Origin of the sequence: Pedococcus cremeus, from assembly GCF_900111375.1 — a bacterium.
In the GTDB taxonomy this organism is placed as follows: domain Bacteria; phylum Actinomycetota; class Actinomycetes; order Actinomycetales; family Dermatophilaceae; genus Pedococcus_A; species Pedococcus_A cremeus.
In genome coordinates, this window is sequence record NZ_FOHB01000017.1 from 12,676 (window position 1) to 28,057 (window position 15,382).

A 15,382-nucleotide genomic window follows, 5' to 3' on the forward strand; every position below is an offset into this window, starting at 1 on the left:
ATCCTCGGGTGGACCCGGCCGCCGTCCGCGTTTCCACCCTGGTGCCGATGGCGACGGCCGCTCCCGCTCCTAGCGTTGTCCTTGTCTTCGAAACCGGAGGCCAGAAACCCCGAATTGCCATGAAGGACAATGCAAATGACCACAGAGCAGCTCCTCCTCAACGCCGGCCTCCTCTTCTTCGTCCTCGTGACGAACCTCGGCACGCGAACCCTGACCACGCGGCGCCTGCTCTTCCCCCTGGCCGTGGTGGCCGTGGCCGGTGCGGTCTACCTGCGCGACCTGCCGACCACCGGCGGCGACGGGCGCCTGGTGCTCGCCGGAGCGCTGTCGGGGGTGGCCCTCGGCTGCCTGGCGGGTCTCCTGATGCGGGTTCGCCGGGCGGCAGCCGGCCACCTCGTCACCCGGGCGGGCTGGGCGTATGCCGCGCTCTGGGTCGCGGTGATCGCCGGCCGGGTCGTCTTCGCCTACTCCGCCACCGGCTGGGCTGCCCGCGAGGTCGGGGAGTTCTCGATGCGCCACCAGGTCACCGGCGCCCACGCCTGGACGGCTGCCTTCGTGCTGATGGCCCTGGTGATGGTGACGACCCGCGTCGCGGTGACCGCGCTCTGCAGCCGCCTGACCGGTCGCGACCAGCTCGACCGGGGCGATGCGGTGCGTGACGAGGCCGTGCGGAACCACGCAGTGCGTGACCACGCAACGGTCGTGGCGGGAGCCCGCTCCGCCCGCTGAGCTGGGGATAACCTCGCGGACGAAATCGCCGTAGGCGCAACGATGCCCGCATGAGCTTCCACGACCTTCCTCCTGACATCAGAGACCGCTCGCTGACCGACCCGCGCCTCGCCGCCGACGTGATCGACCTGATCATCGGCGACGAGGCGCGGGCGTGCGGCAGCGTCGGCCTCATGCTGTGCGACGACGCCGACCGGGGCCTGCAGCCGGTGATCCTCACCGATGTGCCGGAGAACGCCTCCAGCGACGGCCTGCGCCAGCTCCTCGAGCTGCTGCTGCCTGTCGTGGCCGAGGACCGGGGCTCGGTGCTCATCGGCCGCGGCCGGCGCCGAGGGGTCGCGCCCAACGACCTCGACCGCGAGTGGCACCAGCTGGCGATCGACTCCTGCGCCGCAGCCGGGGTCCGCCTGCTCGGCTTCCACCTCGCCACCCGCGACGGCGTGTTCGCGTTGCCCGAGCCCCTCAGCGCAGCCTCCTGACGCGCGCCCACGCGGCATACCGGCCTGTGGTGCGTGTCGAGACGCTCCGGCGCGGTCAGTCGAGGTAGGGCGACGGCGACGCTGGCGCGCCCCAGGCGATGGCCAGCTCGACGGCTCGGTCCCAGCGCTCGAGGTGCTGTCGTCGGACCGCCGGGTCCAGCTCCGGGTGCCACTCGCCGGCCTTGTGCCACTGGCGCTTGAGCACCTGCCGGTCGGGCCAGTAGCCGGCGACCAGGCCGGCGGCGTAGGCGGCGCCGAGGGCGACGGTCTCGGCCATCATCGGCCGCACGACCGGCACGTCGACGTAGTCGGCGACCGCTTGCATGAGCAGGTTGTTGGCCGTCATGCCGCCGTCGACCGCCAGGCTGCTGAGGGGCACGTCCACATCGCGGTTCATGGCGCGCGCGACCTCGCTGATCTGGAGGGCGCTCGCCTCCAGCACGGCCCGTGCGAGGTGTCCCTTGGTGACGTAGCCGGTCAGTCCCGCCACGATGCCCTGGGCCCTGCTCTCCCAGCGCGGGGCGTACAGCCCGGAGAACGCGGGCACGACGTAGCAGCCGCCGTTGTCGTCCACCGTCATGGCGAGGGTCTCGATCTCGGCGGGGGAGCGGATCAGGTCCAGGCTCTCCCGGCACCACTCGACCAGGGCACCGGCGACGGCCACCGACCCCTCGAGCGCGTAGACGGCCGGCTCACCGGCGACCTGGTGCGCGACGGTCGTGACCAGGCCGTGTCGTGAGCGGGCGATCTCGGTGCCGGTGTTGAGCAGCAGGAAGCTGCCGGTGCCGAAGGTGCACTTGGCCTCGCCCGGCTCGAACGCGGTCTGCCCGAAGAGCGAGGCCTGCTGGTCGCCGATGACGGCGGTGATGGGGATGCCGGGGACCGGGTCGCGGGTGGTGGCCAGCTCGGCCATCGACGGACGGATCTCCGGCAGCATCGCGGCGGGCACGCCCATGCAGGCCAGCAGCTCGGGGTCCCACGAGAGGGTCCGCAGGTCCATGAGCATCGTGCGGCTGGCGTTGGTGACGTCGGTGACGTGCAGGCCGCCGTCGACCCCGCCGGTGAGGTTCCACACCAGCCAGGTGTCCATGGTCCCGAAAAGCAGGTCGCCACGCTCGGCACGGTCCCGCAGAGACGGGTCGCTGTCGAGGATCCAGCGCAGCTTCGGCCCGGAGAAGTAGGTGGCGGCCGGCAGCCCGGTGCGCTCGTACACCGTTGCGGCGTCGAGGTTCTCGCAGAGGCTCTGCAGCAGCTCAGCGGTTCGGGTGTCCTGCCAGACGATGGCGGGCGCCACCGGTCGCCCGGTGTCGCGGTCCCACACCACGGTGGTCTCACGCTGGTTGGTCACCCCGAGGGCGACCACCTGCTCGGGTGCCGCCCCGGCGTTGGAGAGCGCCTCGGGCACGAGCCGTCGCACGATCTCCCAGATCTCGAGGGCGTCGTGCTCGACCCAGCCCGACCGCGGGAAGTGCTGGTGGTGCTGGCGCTGGGCCAGCGAGACGAGACGACCCTGCCCGTCGAAGAGCAGGCAGCGGCTCGACGTCGTCCCCTGGTCGAGGGCCGCGACGTAGCGCTCCGTCATGAGCGGCCGTGCCCGAACTCGCGTGAGATGGCTCGGGCCGCCCACAACACGTCCTCCGCGAGCCGGCTGCGCGGGCGACCGCGGGCGTCGCAGAGGGAGTCGACCGGTCCGCCGATGCCGATGGCCGCCACGACGTAACCCCCTCGGTCGCGCACCGGGGCGGCGATGCCGGCGACCCCGGGGGCCGACTCCTCCACGGCCGTGGCGTAGCCGGCGTCGCGGACGTCGGCCAGCTCCCGGACCAGCGTCGAGCGGTCGGTCACGGTGCGGTACGTCAGCCCCTCCAGGGGCCGGTCGAGCGCGGCGCGGGCCGCCCCCGGGTCGAAGGCGGTCAGCACCTTGCCCAGCGCCGTGGCGTGCAACGGGACGGCCTTCCCGGTCTCGAGCGTCTGGTGACCGGCACCCACCCGGAAGACGTGGTGCGCCACGACGGCCTCACCGTCGCGGAACATGGCGACCCGGGCTGCCTCGCCGGTGCGGGCCGCCAGCGCGTCGGTCCAGTTGATCGCGCGTGACCTCAGCTCGTTGACGTCGAGCTGGGTCGAGCCGAGCTGGAGCAGGTCGCGGCCGACCCGGTAGCGGCCGTTCTCGTCGCGGTCGACGAACTCCACCTCGCACAGCGTGCGCAGCAGGCCGTGGGCTGTCGGTTTGGCCAGGCCGAGGGCGCCGGCGACCTGCGCCAGGGCCAGCGGTTCGCTCTCGGCGGCGAGGAGCCGCACGATCGCCGCGGCGCGCTCCACCGACTGCACCGACCCTGGCATGAGCCCACCGTCCCACCTCGTTCGACAATGTCAAACGGAGTGACGTTCGACCATGTCGAACGGCTCGCGTTGTCCGCCCTCCGTGGCCCGCCTAGCGTCACGGCATCCCCTCACGGCAGCTCCCACCCGGAGCACGCGGCCGCGGGAGACCCGAAAGCCACTCGTACAAAGGAGTACTGACATGGCAACGCTCGCAAGGCGGCCGCTTGTCGGAGAGCTCGTTGCGGAGTTCCTCGGGACGCTGGTCCTCATCCTCTTCGGTACCGCGGTCGTGGCGCAGGTCGTCACCAGCAAGGGCGACCTCGGCGACCACGACTCGATCGCCTGGGCCTGGGGCCTCGGCGTCGTCTTCGGGGTCTACACCGCCGCCCGCATCAGCGGCGCGCACCTCAACCCGGCCGTGACGGTCGCCCTGGCGGCCTTCCGCGACTTCGAGTGGCGCAAGGTCCTGCCCTACTCGGTCGCCCAGGTCGCCGGCGCCTTCGTGGCGGCTCTGATCGTGCGGGCCGGCTACGCCGAGGCCATCGCCACCATCGACCCCAAGCACACGGTCGCCACCCAGGGCATCTTCTCGACCCTGCCCGGCAACGGTGCGATGGACGTCAGCCACGGATCGGCCCTGCTCGACCAGATCATCGGCACCGCCATCCTGCTGTTCCTCATCCTCGCGGTCACGGACACCCGCAACAGCGCCCCGGTCGCCTGGATGGCGCCCTTCATCGTCGGCCTGATCGTGGTCGCCATCGGCATGGCCTGGGGCACCAACGCCGGCTACGCCATCAACCCGGCCCGTGACCTCGGACCCCGCCTGGCATCGTTCATCACCGGCTACCAGACGGCCTTCGAGGACCAGAACGGCGCGCTCTACTTCTGGGTCCCGATCGTCGGCCCCATCGTCGGTGGCCTGCTCGGGGCCGCCGCCTACGTCCACCTGGTGGAGCGGTTCCTGCCGCTCGCCGAGGAGGAGACCGAGGTCGGCGAGGTGCCGACCGAGGCTCCGAACCCCCACTCCGAGGCGCAGTCCGTGCGCTGACCCCCACGCGGACACCCCAACTCGACCTTTCCACCAGCACAGCAAGGAGCACGTCATGGCTGATTTCGTCGGCGCCGTCGACCAGGGAACGACCAGCACCCGCTTCATGGTCTTCGACCACAGGGGCAACGAGGTGACCCGCCACCAGCTCGAGCACGAGCAGATCATGCCCAACCCCGGTTGGGTCGAGCACAACCCGGTCGAGATCTGGGAGCGCACCAGCTCGGTGCTCCAGACCGCCATGAACAAGAAGCGCCTGGGACCGACCGACCTCGCGGCCCTCGGCATCACCAACCAGCGCGAGACCACCGTGGTGTGGAACAAGCGGACCGGCCGCCCCTACTACAACGCGATCGTCTGGCAGGACACCCGCACCGACAAGATCGCCGCCGCGCTCGACCGCGACGAGCGCGGAGAGGTGATCCGGCGCAAGGCCGGCCTGCCCCCGGCGACCTACTTCTCCGGCGGCAAGATCCAGTGGATCCTCGAGAACGTCGAGGGCGTGCGCGAGGCGGCCGAGAAGGGTGACGCCCTCTTCGGCACCACGGACTCCTGGCTGCTGTGGAACCTCACCGGCGGTCCGCGTGGCGGCGTCCACATCACCGACGTCACCAACGCCAGCCGCACCATGCTGATGAACCTCGAGACCCTGCAGTGGGATGACGAGCTGCTCGAGATCTTCGGCATCCCGCGGCAGATGCTGCCCGAGATCCGTCCGTCGTCGGACCCCACCTTCTACGGCGAGACCCTGGAGAACGGCCCGCTGGGCTGCTGCATCCCCCTGGCCGCGGCGCTCGGCGACCAGCAGGCGGCGATGGTGGGGCAGGTCTGTCTGGAGGCCGGCGAGGCCAAGAACACCTACGGCACCGGCAACTTCCTGCTGCTCAACACGGGTGAGGAGCTCGTGCGGTCGGAGAACGGCCTGCTGACCACGGTCTGCTACCAGTTCGGGGACGCCAAGCCGATCTACGCCCTCGAGGGCTCCATCGCCGTCACCGGATCGGCCGTGCAGTGGCTGCGCGACCAGCTCGGCATCATCTCCGGCGCCTCGCAGAGCGAGTCGCTGGCGCGGCAGGTGGAGGACAACGGCGGTATCTACTTCGTGCCGGCGTTCTCTGGCCTGTTCGCTCCCTACTGGCGCTCCGACGCGCGCGGCGCGATCGTCGGGCTGTCGCGCTACAACACCAACGCCCACCTGGCCCGGGCCACCCTCGAGGCGATCTGCTACCAGAGCCGCGACGTCGCCGACGCCATGGAAAAGGACTCGGGAGTCAAGCTGGAGGTGCTCAAGGTCGACGGCGGAGTGACGGCCAACGACCTCTGCATGCAGATCCAGGCCGACGTGCTGGGCGTGCCGGTGAGCCGGCCGGTGGTCGCCGAGACGACCGCGCTGGGCGCTGCGTACGCTGCTGGTCTGGCCACCGGCTTCTGGAAGAACCCGGAGGAGCTCCGCCAGAACTGGAACGAGAGCAAGCGGTGGACGCCGGAGTGGAACGACGAGCAGCGCGAGCACGGTTACCGTGGCTGGCAGAAGGCCGTGGAGCGGACGCTCGACTGGGTGGAGGTGTGACGATGCCGGTACAGGCAGTGCGTCTGGACCCGCGGAGCCGGGAGCAGGCACTGGAGCAGATGGCGGCCGAGGAGCTCGACGTCCTCGTCATCGGGGGCGGCGTGACGGGCGCCGGCGCCGCCCTCGACGCCGTCACCCGTGGGTTGCGGGTGGGGCTGGTCGAGGCGCGTGACTACGCCTCGGGCACCTCGAGCCGCTCGAGCAAGCTCATCCACGGCGGCCTGCGCTACCTCGAGCAGCTCAACTTCGGCCTCGTGCGCGAGGCGCTGCGTGAGCGATCGCTCATCCTCAACCGGCTGGCGCCCCACCTCGCCCGGGCGGTGCCGTTCCTGTACCCGCTGCAGAACCGCGGCTGGGAGCGTCCGTACGTCGGCAGCGGCGTGCTGCTCTACGACACCATGGGCGGCCGGCACGGGGTGCCCTCGCACCGGCACCTGACGAGGAAGCAGGCGCTGCGGGCCTTCCCGTCGCTGCGCAAGGACGCCCTCGTGGGCGCCGTCCAGTACTGGGACGGCCAGGTCGACGACGCCCGCCACACCATGATGATCGCCCGCACCGCCGCGGCATACGGGGCATTGTGCGCCAACAGCGCTCGCGTCCTGGGCTTCCTCCGGGAAGGCGACCGCGTCGTGGGCGCCGAGGTGCGCGACCTCGAGTCCGGTCGGACGTATGCCGTGCGCGCCAAGCAGACGATCAACGCCGCCGGCGTGTGGACCGACGACATCCAGGACATGGTCGGCGGGCGTGGGCAGTTCAACGTCCGCGCGTCCAAGGGCGTGCACATCCTCGTGCCGCGTGACCGGATCCACGCCAGCACCGGCATCATCAGCCGCACCGAGAAGAGCGTCCTGTTCATCATCCCGTGGGACACCCACTGGATCATCGGGACGACCGACACCGACTGGAACCTCGACCTCGCGCACCCGGCGGCCAGCCGCAGCGACATCGAGTACCTGTTGGGCCACGCCAACCGGCTGCTGGCCACGCCGCTGACGCATGACGACATCACCGGCGTGTATGCCGGGCTGCGGCCGCTGCTCGCGGGCGAGTCGGAGGCGACGAGCCAGCTCTCGCGCGAGCACGCCGTCGTGAGCCCGGTGGCCGGCCTCGTCATGGTCGCGGGCGGCAAGTACACGACCTACCGGGTCATGGCCAAGGACGCCGTCGACGCCGTGGTGCACGCCCTGCCGTGGAAGGTGCCCAAGTCGTGCACCGACACGGTGCCCATCATCGGGGCCGACGGGTTCCAGGCCGCCTGGAACCAGCGGCAGGCGCGCGCCGACCGGGCCGGCATCCACGTCGCGTGGGTCGAGCACCTGCTGCGCCGCTACGGCACGCTCACCGACGAGCTCCTCGACCTCATCCGCGAGAAGCCCGAGCTGGGCGAGCCGCTCGAGGGGGCGCCGGAGTACCTGCGTGTCGAGGCGTACTACGCGGCCCTGGCCGAGGGCGCCCTGCACCTCGACGACATCCTCACCCGGCGCACCCGGATCTCGATCGAGACCTTCGACCGCGGCCAGTCCTCGGCGCCGCACGTGGCCGAGCTGGTGGCGCCCGTGCTCGGCTGGGACCAGCCCACCATCGACGACGAGGTCACCCACTACCTCGCCCGGGTGGAGGCCGAGCTGCAGTCGCAGAAGGAGCCGGACGACCAGACGGCCGACGCCGCGCGGCTGGGTGCTCCGGAGGTCCGGCGCCTGGGCGCCGAGCGCACGGCCTGACGAAGCCGGCCGGCCACGGGCGACCGTGGCCGGCCGCGGCGCCCCCAGCCGGCTCCGACGACTCTGGCCGAACGGGGGAGGTGGCGCTCTGGGCTGTCGGTGAAGACTCCCAGCGTGATCGGCGAGGACTTCGCCGGTGTGCTGGGTGCGGCACAACGGGGGGACGAGGGGGCCTTCGCGCGGCTGTGGCGGGACGTGAACCCGTCGCTGCTGCGCTACCTCAGCGTGGTCTCCCGTGGCGACCACGACGACGTCGCTGCCGAGACCTGGGCCAGTGTGGCCCGTGGCCTGACCCGTTTCCAGGGTGACGAGGAGCACTGGCGCGCATGGCTGTTCGCCACGGCGCGGCGTCGGGCGGTGGACGACGGGCGCCGTCGGGCCCGTTCCAGGGACCTCGCGGTCGGGAACGGGACGGATCTCGACGAGCTCTGCGTGGCCGTCCGTGCCGCCCGCCCCTCCGTCGACCCTGCCGACGTGGTGCTGGCCCACCAGGCCGTCGAGGAGGCGGTGGCCGCCATCCGTTCCCTGCCGCCCCTCCAGGCCGAGGTGCTCATGCTGCGCCTGGTGGGCGGACTGTCGAGTGACGTGGTGGCCGCGCTGTTGGACAGCACCCCGGGAGCCGTCCGGGTGGCCGCCCACCGCGGCCTGAAGCGGCTCTCGCAGCAGCTCGACCGGACCGGTGTAACGCCATGACCCGTCGTGACGCTTCTCCTGATGACATGGGAATCCTGCCGTGGTCCAGCACGCGTGGCCGCCCTCACCCCCGGGGCGGCCACGCGGGGCTGTCGTCAGGAGGGAGCGTCGAGGACGCCGAGCTCGCGCACGACCCCGAGCTGGCAGCCGGCTGGCAGGCAGTGGTCGCGGTGGCGACGGCGCCTCCGCGGGCTGGCGAGCTGGACGGGCTGGAGCGCGCACTGAGCCACTTCAGGAGAGCCGTTCCCGTGTCGACCGTGGACACGCGTGACGAGGGGAGATGGCGCATGACACCGACCACGCTGGGCAGCCGCATCGGTGTGGCTGCCGCAGGAGCCCTGCTGCTCGGGTTCGGGGGAGTCGGGGCGTTCGCGCTGACCGGCTCCAGCACTGAGGGTCGCACGGCCGCGGTGCCCACCGTGGCGCCCACCACGGGCCCGGGCGGCGTCCCGGCGCCGTCCGCGCAGGTCTCCGGCTCCGACGAGTCCGACGAGTCCGGCGACGCGTCCGACGACGCCGGTGACGCCGACGGTTCCGGCACACCGAAGTCGGGTGCCGCGCCCACCACAGCCGTGGGTCCCGACGCCAAGGGGCCGGCGGCTCACGGCCTCTGCACCGCCTGGTCGCACGCCAAGCCGTCGAAGCGCACGGCAGGCCACTCGGTCGCCTTCCGCAACCTCGTCACGGCAGCCGGAGGTGCGGACAAGGTCGAGGCCTACTGCGCCTCGCTGCCGCGTCCCTCGGCAGGGAAGCCCGACAAGCCGTCGAGCCACCCCACCGGCCCCTCGAGCGGCAAGGCGGGCAAGGGCTCGGCGCACCCGACCGGCAAGCCGTCGTCCCTGCCGGGCAGGCCGTCGACCCTGCCGGGCAAGCCGTCCAGCCTGCCGGGCAAGCCGTCCACCCTGCCGGGCAACGGCACTGGGCCGAGCCAGCCGTCAACGGGCGCGGCACCGGCCGTCACGCCGACCACCCGGGGCTGAGGCGCGACGCTCGAGGGTCACTGGCAGCATGGGGACCGGTCGTCCGACACCGACAGGAGTGCTGCCTTGATCTTCATCACCGCGAAGTTCCCCGTCCTTCCCGAGCACGCCGACGCGTGGCCCGAGCTGAGCCGCGAGTTCACCGAGGCGACCCGCGGGGAGGAGGGCTGCCTGTGGTTCGACTGGTCGCGCAGCCTCGACGACCCGAACGAGTACGTGCTCGTCGAGGCCTTCCGTGACGACGCGGCCGGTGGGGCCCACGTGCAGTCCGCGCACTTCCAGAAGGCGACGTCCGAGCTGCCCGCCTACCTCGCCGAGACACCGCGGATCGTCAACATGAGCGTGCCCGGCACCGAGTGGTCGCGCCTCGGCGAGATGGAGGTCCGGACACGGGACTGACCGCCCCCGTCGACCCCGGGACCTCCCGGGGTCCCAAAGGGAGCAAAACGCCCCGACCGAATGCGCCAGCGTGGATACTCGGCCTGTGAACGTCCGCTCGGTGTCGCCGGAGGGAGGGGGCGTCCTGCTGCCCTTCCGCGGTAACCGGGACGACGACGAGCATCGCGCCGAGCACGACGCGGCGCCACCCACCGTCGTACACCTCACTGGTCGCCGCCGCGTCCCCGCTGAGGAGGACCGGCGGCGCCGTCCCCGGTGGCAGCCGGTGAGCGTGCTCCTCGCCGCGGTGGCGGTGGTGGTGGCCGGGGCCGTCACTGCCGCGCTGACCGGCGTGCTGCCGCTGGCAACCGAACGGCCGGTCCCGCGACCAGCGGTCTCCGCCCCGCCGACGTCCGCCAGCGTGGAGAACGGCAACCTGCCCGCGGCCTACGGCCTGTGCAAGGCGTTCGACCGTGCCGCCCAGCGCGGTGACGACATCGCCACGGCCCAGGCGTTCCGCAACCTCGCGCACGCCGCGGGCGGGGCCAGCCGGGTCTCGGCCTACTGTGCGCCCTTCCAGGGGCTCGACCCCGGGCGGGCCGGATGACGTCGCCACCGGTGCTCGACGGCTGGGAGGAGGGCACCCACACCGCCGAAGGCCGCACGCACCCCACCTACCGACGAGGCACCGGTCCCGGTGTGGTCGTCATCCACGAGGTGCCCGGCATCACCCCCGAGGTGGTCGCCTTCGCCGAGGAGGTGGTCGGGGCGGGCTTCACCGTCGTCATGCCCCACCTCTTCGGCACCCCCGGCGCCCCCGGGACGGTCGGGGAGGTGCTTCGGGTCGTCCCACGCCTCTGCGTCAACCGTGAGTTCACCATCCTCGCCGCCGGGCGCACGTCACCCCTGGCCGGCTGGCTGCGCAGCCTCGCCCGCGAGCTGCACCAGGACGTCGGTGGTCCCGGCGTCGGTGTCGTGGGCATGTGCTTCACCGGAGGGTTCGCGCTGGCGACGATGGTCGACCCGTCCGTCGCAGCGCCCGTGGTGGCGCAGCCCTCGCTACCGATGGCGGTGGGCAGGCGCCGGAAAGCCGACCTGGGCCTGAGCCCCGCAGACCTCGAAACCGTGAAGAGCCGTGTGGCACAGGGCTGCTCGGTCCTCGGCGTGCGGTACGACGGCGACCCCGCCACGGGCACACGGTTCGAGACGCTGCAGCGCGAGCTGGGCGACGGCTTCCTCCGGGTGGACCTGCCCTCGGCGGGCCGGGGACAGCACGCGACGCTCACGGCGCACCGCAGCCAGGAGGCCGTCGACCGGGTCCTCGCGTTCTTCCGCCAGCGGCTCCAGTCGAGCTGACCATCGGCGCGCGGCGCGTGTGCCGGGGGGCCCCGGCCACGCGGCATACCGGTGCTGGTCAGGAGGTCGAGAGCGAGCTCTCCTTGTGGGCCGCCCTCTTGCCCGTCTTGGAGGACTCGACGCTAACGGCGCTACCGCGTCACCGCGCTCCCGGGCGACGTCTTCTTCGCGCGTGTGCGCACCGCCCTCGCCGCGGCGTCGGACCCGTCGGAAGCCAGCATGTCGAGCACCGCCCGCTCGAGCTCGGCCTGTCGCACGTCGGGGGAGTCGTGCACCTTGCGTGCCACGTGGGCGATGGTGGTGCCGTCCTCGTAGAGGTCGATGACGCGCGGGTCGATGTAGGAGTTCTTCGCGATGGTGGGGGTGTTGCCGAGGTACTCCGAGACCTCCTGCACGGCCGCCTTGATGGCCCGCTGGCGCGAGCGCTTCGTGTCGCCGGGCTCGTCCGACATGGCCAGTGCGGTCGCCGCGATGACGGTGGCGTGCCAGGTGCGGAAGTCCTTGGCGGTCAGGTCACCGGCCAGGATCTCCCGCAGGTAGGTGTTGACCAGGGTCGCATCCAGGGAGCTCCAACGGCGCGAGTTCTGGTACGCCAGAAGGCGATCGCCGCCGCCGCGCCTCTTGCGCATGCGCTCGAGGGCGGCCATGACCTCGACGTCGTCGATCTCGATGCAGTGCTCGATGCCCGACTTGCCCGTGAAGCAGAAGACGAGCTTGCCGCCCTTGGCGCGCACGTGCCGCTTCTCGAGCGTGGTCAGCCCGAAGGAGCCGTTGGCGTCGGCGTAGGTGTCGCTGCCGATGCGGAAGTAGCCGAGGTCGAGCAGTCGCACCGCTGCGGCACTCGCGCGCTCCAGCGGCATACCGTCGAGGCCGAGGTGCTCGAGCACCTGCTTGCGCGCGTCCGGCAGCTTGGCGGCGGCCTCGCTCACCCGGTCGAACTTCATCCGGTCGCGCTTGACCCGCCAGTCGGGGTGGTAGAGGTACTGCCGCCGACCCGCGTCGTCGGTGCCGACTGCCTGGACGTGGCCATTGGGGTACGGGCAGATCCACACGTCCTTCCACGCCGGCGGGATGGCGAGCGAGCGGATGCGCTCGACGTCCTCGGCAGGGAGGCGGTTTCCGTCGCCGTCGAGGTAGACGAAGCCCTTGCCGGCGCGACGGCGGGTCCAACCCTTCGAGTTGGGGGAGACGGTGCGCAGCCTGGCCATGGACGGACACTAACGCGCAGGTCAGCGACCTGCGCGGCGACGACAGCGTCAGGTATGCCGGGTGCTCGCCTATGCGGTGATCGGCCAGTTCGGGTGGCTGGCGGGGGGGCGGTTCCGTTCGTACCAGCGCAGCACCCGCAGCACCCCGACGTCGTCGAAGCGCCGACCGGCGACCTGCAGGCCGACCGGGCGGCCGTCGCTGGTGAAGCCGGCGTTGACCGTGCCCGCGGGCTGGCCCGAGAGGTTGTAGGGCGCGGTGAAGCCGATGTGCGCCATGCCGCCGTCCTCGTGGCCGAAGGGCATTGGCCACTCAGCGGGGAACGCCGCGGCCGGCGCGACCGGGGACAGCACCGCGTCGAACGGCTCGGTCGCGGCGACCGTCCGCTGCTGGATCGTCATGATGCTCCGGTAGCACTCCATCAGGCGGGCGCCGCTGACGTCGGCGCCGCCGTGCACCCACTGCACGATGAAAGGGAGCACGCGGCGCTTGCGTTCGACGGGCAGCGCGGCGTAGTCGACCCACGAACGCACCCGCCAGAACAGGTCGAGGTCGGCCAACAGCTGCTCCTCCATGAACGCAGGGAGGAGCTCGACCACGGCGCCGGCGCGCTCGAAGGTGGCGGCGGCCTGTTCCACCACAGCGACGACCTCCGGCGTGACGGGCGTGCCACAGCCTGCGTCGAGCTGCAGCCCCAGCCGCATCTTGCGGAGGTCGAGGTCGGTCACGTCGAGGTCGTCCGGTCCGAGGGCGAGGCGCTCGGGCGGCAGGCTGGTCCAGTCGCGCTCGTCCGGTGCGCTGATGACGCCCAGGAGGAGCGCCGCGTCGTCGACGGTGCGCGTCATGGGCCCGGCACACCGGCCCAGGAACGGCGTGTCGAGGGGCACCCGGCCGGCGCTCGGCTTGAGCGTCGCGAGGCCGAGCCACGTGCCCGGCAGCCGGATCGAGCCGCCGATGTCGGTGCCGACGTGGAGCGGGCCGTAGCCGGCTGCGGCTGCGGCACCCGCACCGGAGGACGAGCCGCCGGTGGTCCAGCGCGGGTCCCAGGGGCTGCGCGTCGTGCCGTGCAGGCTCGAGACGCCCGAGGACAGCATGCCCCAGTCGGGCATCACCGTGGATCCGAGCAGCACACCGCCCGACTCGAGGATGCGGTCGACGACGGGGGAGTTCCGTTCCGGCACAGCGGGGTCGACCCCGGCGCAACCGAGCGGCATGGGCACGCCGGCACGGGCGAGGTTCTCCTTGACGGTGGCCGGCACGCCGTCGACCGGGCCGAGCGGACGTCCCGCTCGCCAGCGCTCTTCGGAGGCCAGCGCCGCCCGGCGCGCCCCCTCGGGGTCAGGGCACCACAGCGCGTTGAGCTCTGGCTCGCGCGCGTCGACGACGCGATGGACCGCGGCCAGCACCTCGACCGGGGAGAAGTCGCCCCGCGCGTAGCCCGCGACCAGCTCGGTCGCGCTCAGGCGGGCGAGGACGATGCCGTCGGCTGTCCTGGTGGCGTCCTGGTCCACGTGCGTCCTCCTTCCCGGCGTCGAGGGTGACCTGACGAGTATCGGACGCGACCCCGGCCTGCGCAGCCCAGTGGGGCGGCCGTCTCTCCATGCGGTCGTCCACAGGGCGGTTGGCGAGGTCACACCGTCCACAGGTCGCGCGGGTGGGGTTGTGTGACAAGAGCCGGTATGCCGCCAAAGCCGTTGCGCTGCAACGGTATCCGTTCATTGCGGCTTGAGCTGGGTTGTCGGTGGTCGCCCCTACGGTGGTTGTCATGTCCACCCCTCCAGCCTCCGCGTTCGGTTCCCGGCCGGTGCTGTCCGCCGCCCGGGCCGCCGATGCCGTGCTGGCCGGCGGCCGGGCGCAGGTCGGCCAGCTGTGGGCGCTGTCCGACACCGAGGTCGCCTCGACGTTGGGGCACCTGGAGCGGGTGAGGGCCGCCGCGGAGGCCCAGCAGGTCGCCGTCGTGACCGAGGCCCGCTCCCGCGGGTTGGGTAACGAGCAGGGCTGGTCGGGGGTGGACTGGTCCACCCAGGCCGCGCCGACCATGAGCACCGGGCACGCCTCCACGTTGCAGGTGGTCGCCGACGCCTGCCGGGACCCGCGGCTGGACGATCGCGCGACCGCGGTGGAGTCCGGGGCCATCTCGCTGGCCAAGGCGGCGCAGCTGGCCCGGTTTCACCGCTGCGCCGCGCCGGTGGCCGACCCGGTCCAGCTGGCCGACGACACGGCCACCCTGATCGCCGCCGCCCCGACCTTGACGGAGCGGCAGCTGGCCCTCGCGATCCGGCACGCCAGCGCCCTGCTCCGCCCGGAGAAGGACGCCGAGCACCTCGCCGAACGGCAACGCGCCGCCCGCGCCCTGTACAAGGGGCCCGGGCCGGGCGGGATGTCCACCTACCGGGTGGTCCTGGACCCCGAGGGCGCCGCCATCCTCGACGCCGCCCTCGACCCGCTCGCCCGACCGCGGCCGGCCCAGGGCGACCCGGACCTGCGCACCCCGGCCGCCCGCCGCGCCGACGCCCTGCTGGCGATCGTCGGCCGCGGCGTCTCCGCCCCGGGCAAGGCCCCGAAGACCGCCAAGGCCCAGCTCGTCGTCACGATGAGCCTGGAACAGCTCACCGGCGCCGTCCGCGGCGCCGGGCTCACCCTCGGCCAGGAGCTCCTCACCGCCGGCACCGTCCGCCGGCTCGCCTGCGAGGCCGACCTGATCCCCGCCGTCCTCGGCACCAACAGCGAGCTGCTCGACGTCGGCCGCCGCAAACGCCTCGTCCCACCCGCCATCCGGTTGGCCGCCTGGCTGCGCGACCGCGGCTGCACCTGGCCCGGCTGCACCGTGCCCGCGCAGTGGTGCGACGCCCACCACGGCACCCCCTGGTGGCAGGGCGGCCACACGTCGCTGG

Annotated in this window: 15 protein-coding genes; 11 read left to right on the plus strand and 4 right to left on the minus strand. The window is 72.4% G+C overall.

Annotation, left to right across the window (positions count from 1 at the left end; translation table 11 throughout):
• Positions 1-135 precede the first annotated feature (135 nt).
• Both BMW78_RS20225 and BMW78_RS20230 read left to right on the plus strand, forming a co-directional pair.
• On the plus strand, positions 136-729 hold the full coding sequence (locus BMW78_RS20225) for a hypothetical protein (RefSeq protein ID WP_091763384.1): 594 nt from the start codon (positions 136-138) through the stop codon (positions 727-729).
• Between the two features lie 50 nt (positions 730-779).
• Positions 780-1,208 carry a hypothetical protein gene (locus BMW78_RS20230; protein WP_091763386.1) on the plus strand — a complete coding sequence of 143 codons (429 nt, stop codon included), beginning with the start codon at positions 780-782 and terminating at the stop codon, positions 1,206-1,208.
• A 55-nt stretch (positions 1,209-1,263) separates the two neighbouring features.
• Here the strand turns inward: BMW78_RS20230 and glpK (BMW78_RS20235) are convergent, their stop codons facing one another.
• Complete coding sequence (gene glpK, locus BMW78_RS20235) at positions 1,264-2,790, minus strand: glycerol kinase GlpK (protein WP_091763389.1); 1,527 nt, start codon at positions 2,788-2,790, stop codon at positions 1,264-1,266.
• Complete coding sequence (locus BMW78_RS20240) at positions 2,787-3,551, minus strand: IclR family transcriptional regulator (RefSeq protein WP_091763391.1); 765 nt, start codon at positions 3,549-3,551, stop codon at positions 2,787-2,789. The genes glpK (BMW78_RS20235) and BMW78_RS20240 overlap by 4 nt, the downstream gene beginning before the upstream one ends.
• Before the next feature lie 181 nt (positions 3,552-3,732).
• Here BMW78_RS20240 and BMW78_RS20245 point away from each other — a divergent pair, with 181 nt between their 5' ends.
• The 8 genes from BMW78_RS20245 (at position 3,733) to BMW78_RS20280 (ending at position 11,282) form a co-directional block, all read left to right on the plus strand.
• The gene (locus BMW78_RS20245; protein WP_091763393.1) at positions 3,733-4,584 is read left to right on the plus strand and encodes an MIP/aquaporin family protein; all 852 of its coding nucleotides are present in this window, start codon (positions 3,733-3,735) and stop codon (positions 4,582-4,584) included.
• Positions 4,585-4,639: 55 nt separating this feature from the next.
• Positions 4,640-6,154 (plus strand): glycerol kinase GlpK, encoded by a 1,515-nt coding sequence (gene glpK / locus BMW78_RS20250; protein ID WP_091763395.1) that lies wholly within the window; start codon positions 4,640-4,642, stop codon positions 6,152-6,154.
• Positions 6,155-6,156: 2 nt separating this feature from the next.
• Complete coding sequence (locus tag BMW78_RS20255; RefSeq protein ID WP_091763397.1) at positions 6,157-7,875, plus strand: glycerol-3-phosphate dehydrogenase/oxidase; 1,719 nt, start codon at positions 6,157-6,159, stop codon at positions 7,873-7,875.
• A gap of 114 nt (positions 7,876-7,989) precedes the next feature.
• The gene (locus BMW78_RS20260; RefSeq protein WP_177180490.1) at positions 7,990-8,568 is read left to right on the plus strand and encodes an RNA polymerase sigma factor; all 579 of its coding nucleotides are present in this window, start codon (positions 7,990-7,992) and stop codon (positions 8,566-8,568) included.
• Positions 8,569-8,594: 26 nt separating this feature from the next.
• Positions 8,595-9,548 carry a hypothetical protein gene (locus BMW78_RS20265; protein ID WP_143056364.1) on the plus strand — a complete coding sequence of 318 codons (954 nt, stop codon included), beginning with the start codon at positions 8,595-8,597 and terminating at the stop codon, positions 9,546-9,548.
• A 66-nt stretch (positions 9,549-9,614) separates the two neighbouring features.
• Positions 9,615-9,947 (plus strand): putative quinol monooxygenase, encoded by a 333-nt coding sequence (locus tag BMW78_RS20270; RefSeq protein ID WP_091763402.1) that lies wholly within the window; start codon positions 9,615-9,617, stop codon positions 9,945-9,947.
• Between the two features lie 85 nt (positions 9,948-10,032).
• A complete protein-coding gene (locus BMW78_RS20275; RefSeq protein WP_091763404.1) occupies positions 10,033-10,533 on the plus strand; it encodes a hypothetical protein in 501 nt (166 codons plus the stop codon).
• The gene (locus tag BMW78_RS20280) at positions 10,530-11,282 is read left to right on the plus strand and encodes a dienelactone hydrolase family protein (RefSeq protein ID WP_091763406.1); all 753 of its coding nucleotides are present in this window, start codon (positions 10,530-10,532) and stop codon (positions 11,280-11,282) included. Before BMW78_RS20275 ends, BMW78_RS20280 begins: the two co-directional genes overlap by 4 nt.
• A gap of 131 nt (positions 11,283-11,413) precedes the next feature.
• On the opposite strand, the gene BMW78_RS20285 is transcribed toward BMW78_RS20280, so the two are convergent.
• Positions 11,414-12,490, minus strand: coding sequence for a DNA topoisomerase IB (locus BMW78_RS20285; RefSeq protein ID WP_091763408.1), 1,077 nt, complete (start codon positions 12,488-12,490; stop codon positions 11,414-11,416).
• 69 nt (positions 12,491-12,559) lie between these two features.
• Positions 12,560-13,999 (minus strand): amidase, encoded by a 1,440-nt coding sequence (locus BMW78_RS20290; RefSeq protein WP_245736046.1) that lies wholly within the window; start codon positions 13,997-13,999, stop codon positions 12,560-12,562.
• A 254-nt stretch (positions 14,000-14,253) separates the two neighbouring features.
• Between BMW78_RS20290 and BMW78_RS20295 the strand changes: the two genes are divergently transcribed.
• On the plus strand, positions 14,254-15,382 hold a 1,129-nt coding region (locus BMW78_RS20295; protein ID WP_143056365.1), incomplete at its 3' end, for an HNH endonuclease.

What these genes read in the sequence shown, in the direction of transcription:
- BMW78_RS20225 (WP_091763384.1), top strand. Translation starts at nt 136, where the DNA reads ATGACCACAGAGCAGCTCCTCCTCAACGCCGGCCTCCTCTTCTTCGTC.
- BMW78_RS20230 (WP_091763386.1), top strand. Translation starts at nt 780, where the DNA reads ATGAGCTTCCACGACCTTCCTCCTGACATCAGAGACCGCTCGCTGACC.
- glpK (WP_091763389.1), bottom strand. Translation starts at nt 2,790, where the DNA reads ATGACGGAGCGCTACGTCGCGGCCCTCGACCAGGGGACGACGTCGAGC.
- BMW78_RS20240 (WP_091763391.1), bottom strand. Translation starts at nt 3,551, where the DNA reads ATGCCAGGGTCGGTGCAGTCGGTGGAGCGCGCCGCGGCGATCGTGCGG.
- BMW78_RS20245 (WP_091763393.1), top strand. Translation starts at nt 3,733, where the DNA reads ATGGCAACGCTCGCAAGGCGGCCGCTTGTCGGAGAGCTCGTTGCGGAG.
- glpK (WP_091763395.1), top strand. Translation starts at nt 4,640, where the DNA reads ATGGCTGATTTCGTCGGCGCCGTCGACCAGGGAACGACCAGCACCCGC.
- BMW78_RS20255 (WP_091763397.1), top strand. Translation starts at nt 6,157, where the DNA reads ATGCCGGTACAGGCAGTGCGTCTGGACCCGCGGAGCCGGGAGCAGGCA.
- BMW78_RS20265 (WP_143056364.1), top strand. Translation starts at nt 8,595, where the DNA reads ATGGGAATCCTGCCGTGGTCCAGCACGCGTGGCCGCCCTCACCCCCGG.
- BMW78_RS20280 (WP_091763406.1), top strand. Translation starts at nt 10,530, where the DNA reads ATGACGTCGCCACCGGTGCTCGACGGCTGGGAGGAGGGCACCCACACC.
- BMW78_RS20285 (WP_091763408.1), bottom strand. Translation starts at nt 12,490, where the DNA reads ATGGCCAGGCTGCGCACCGTCTCCCCCAACTCGAAGGGTTGGACCCGC.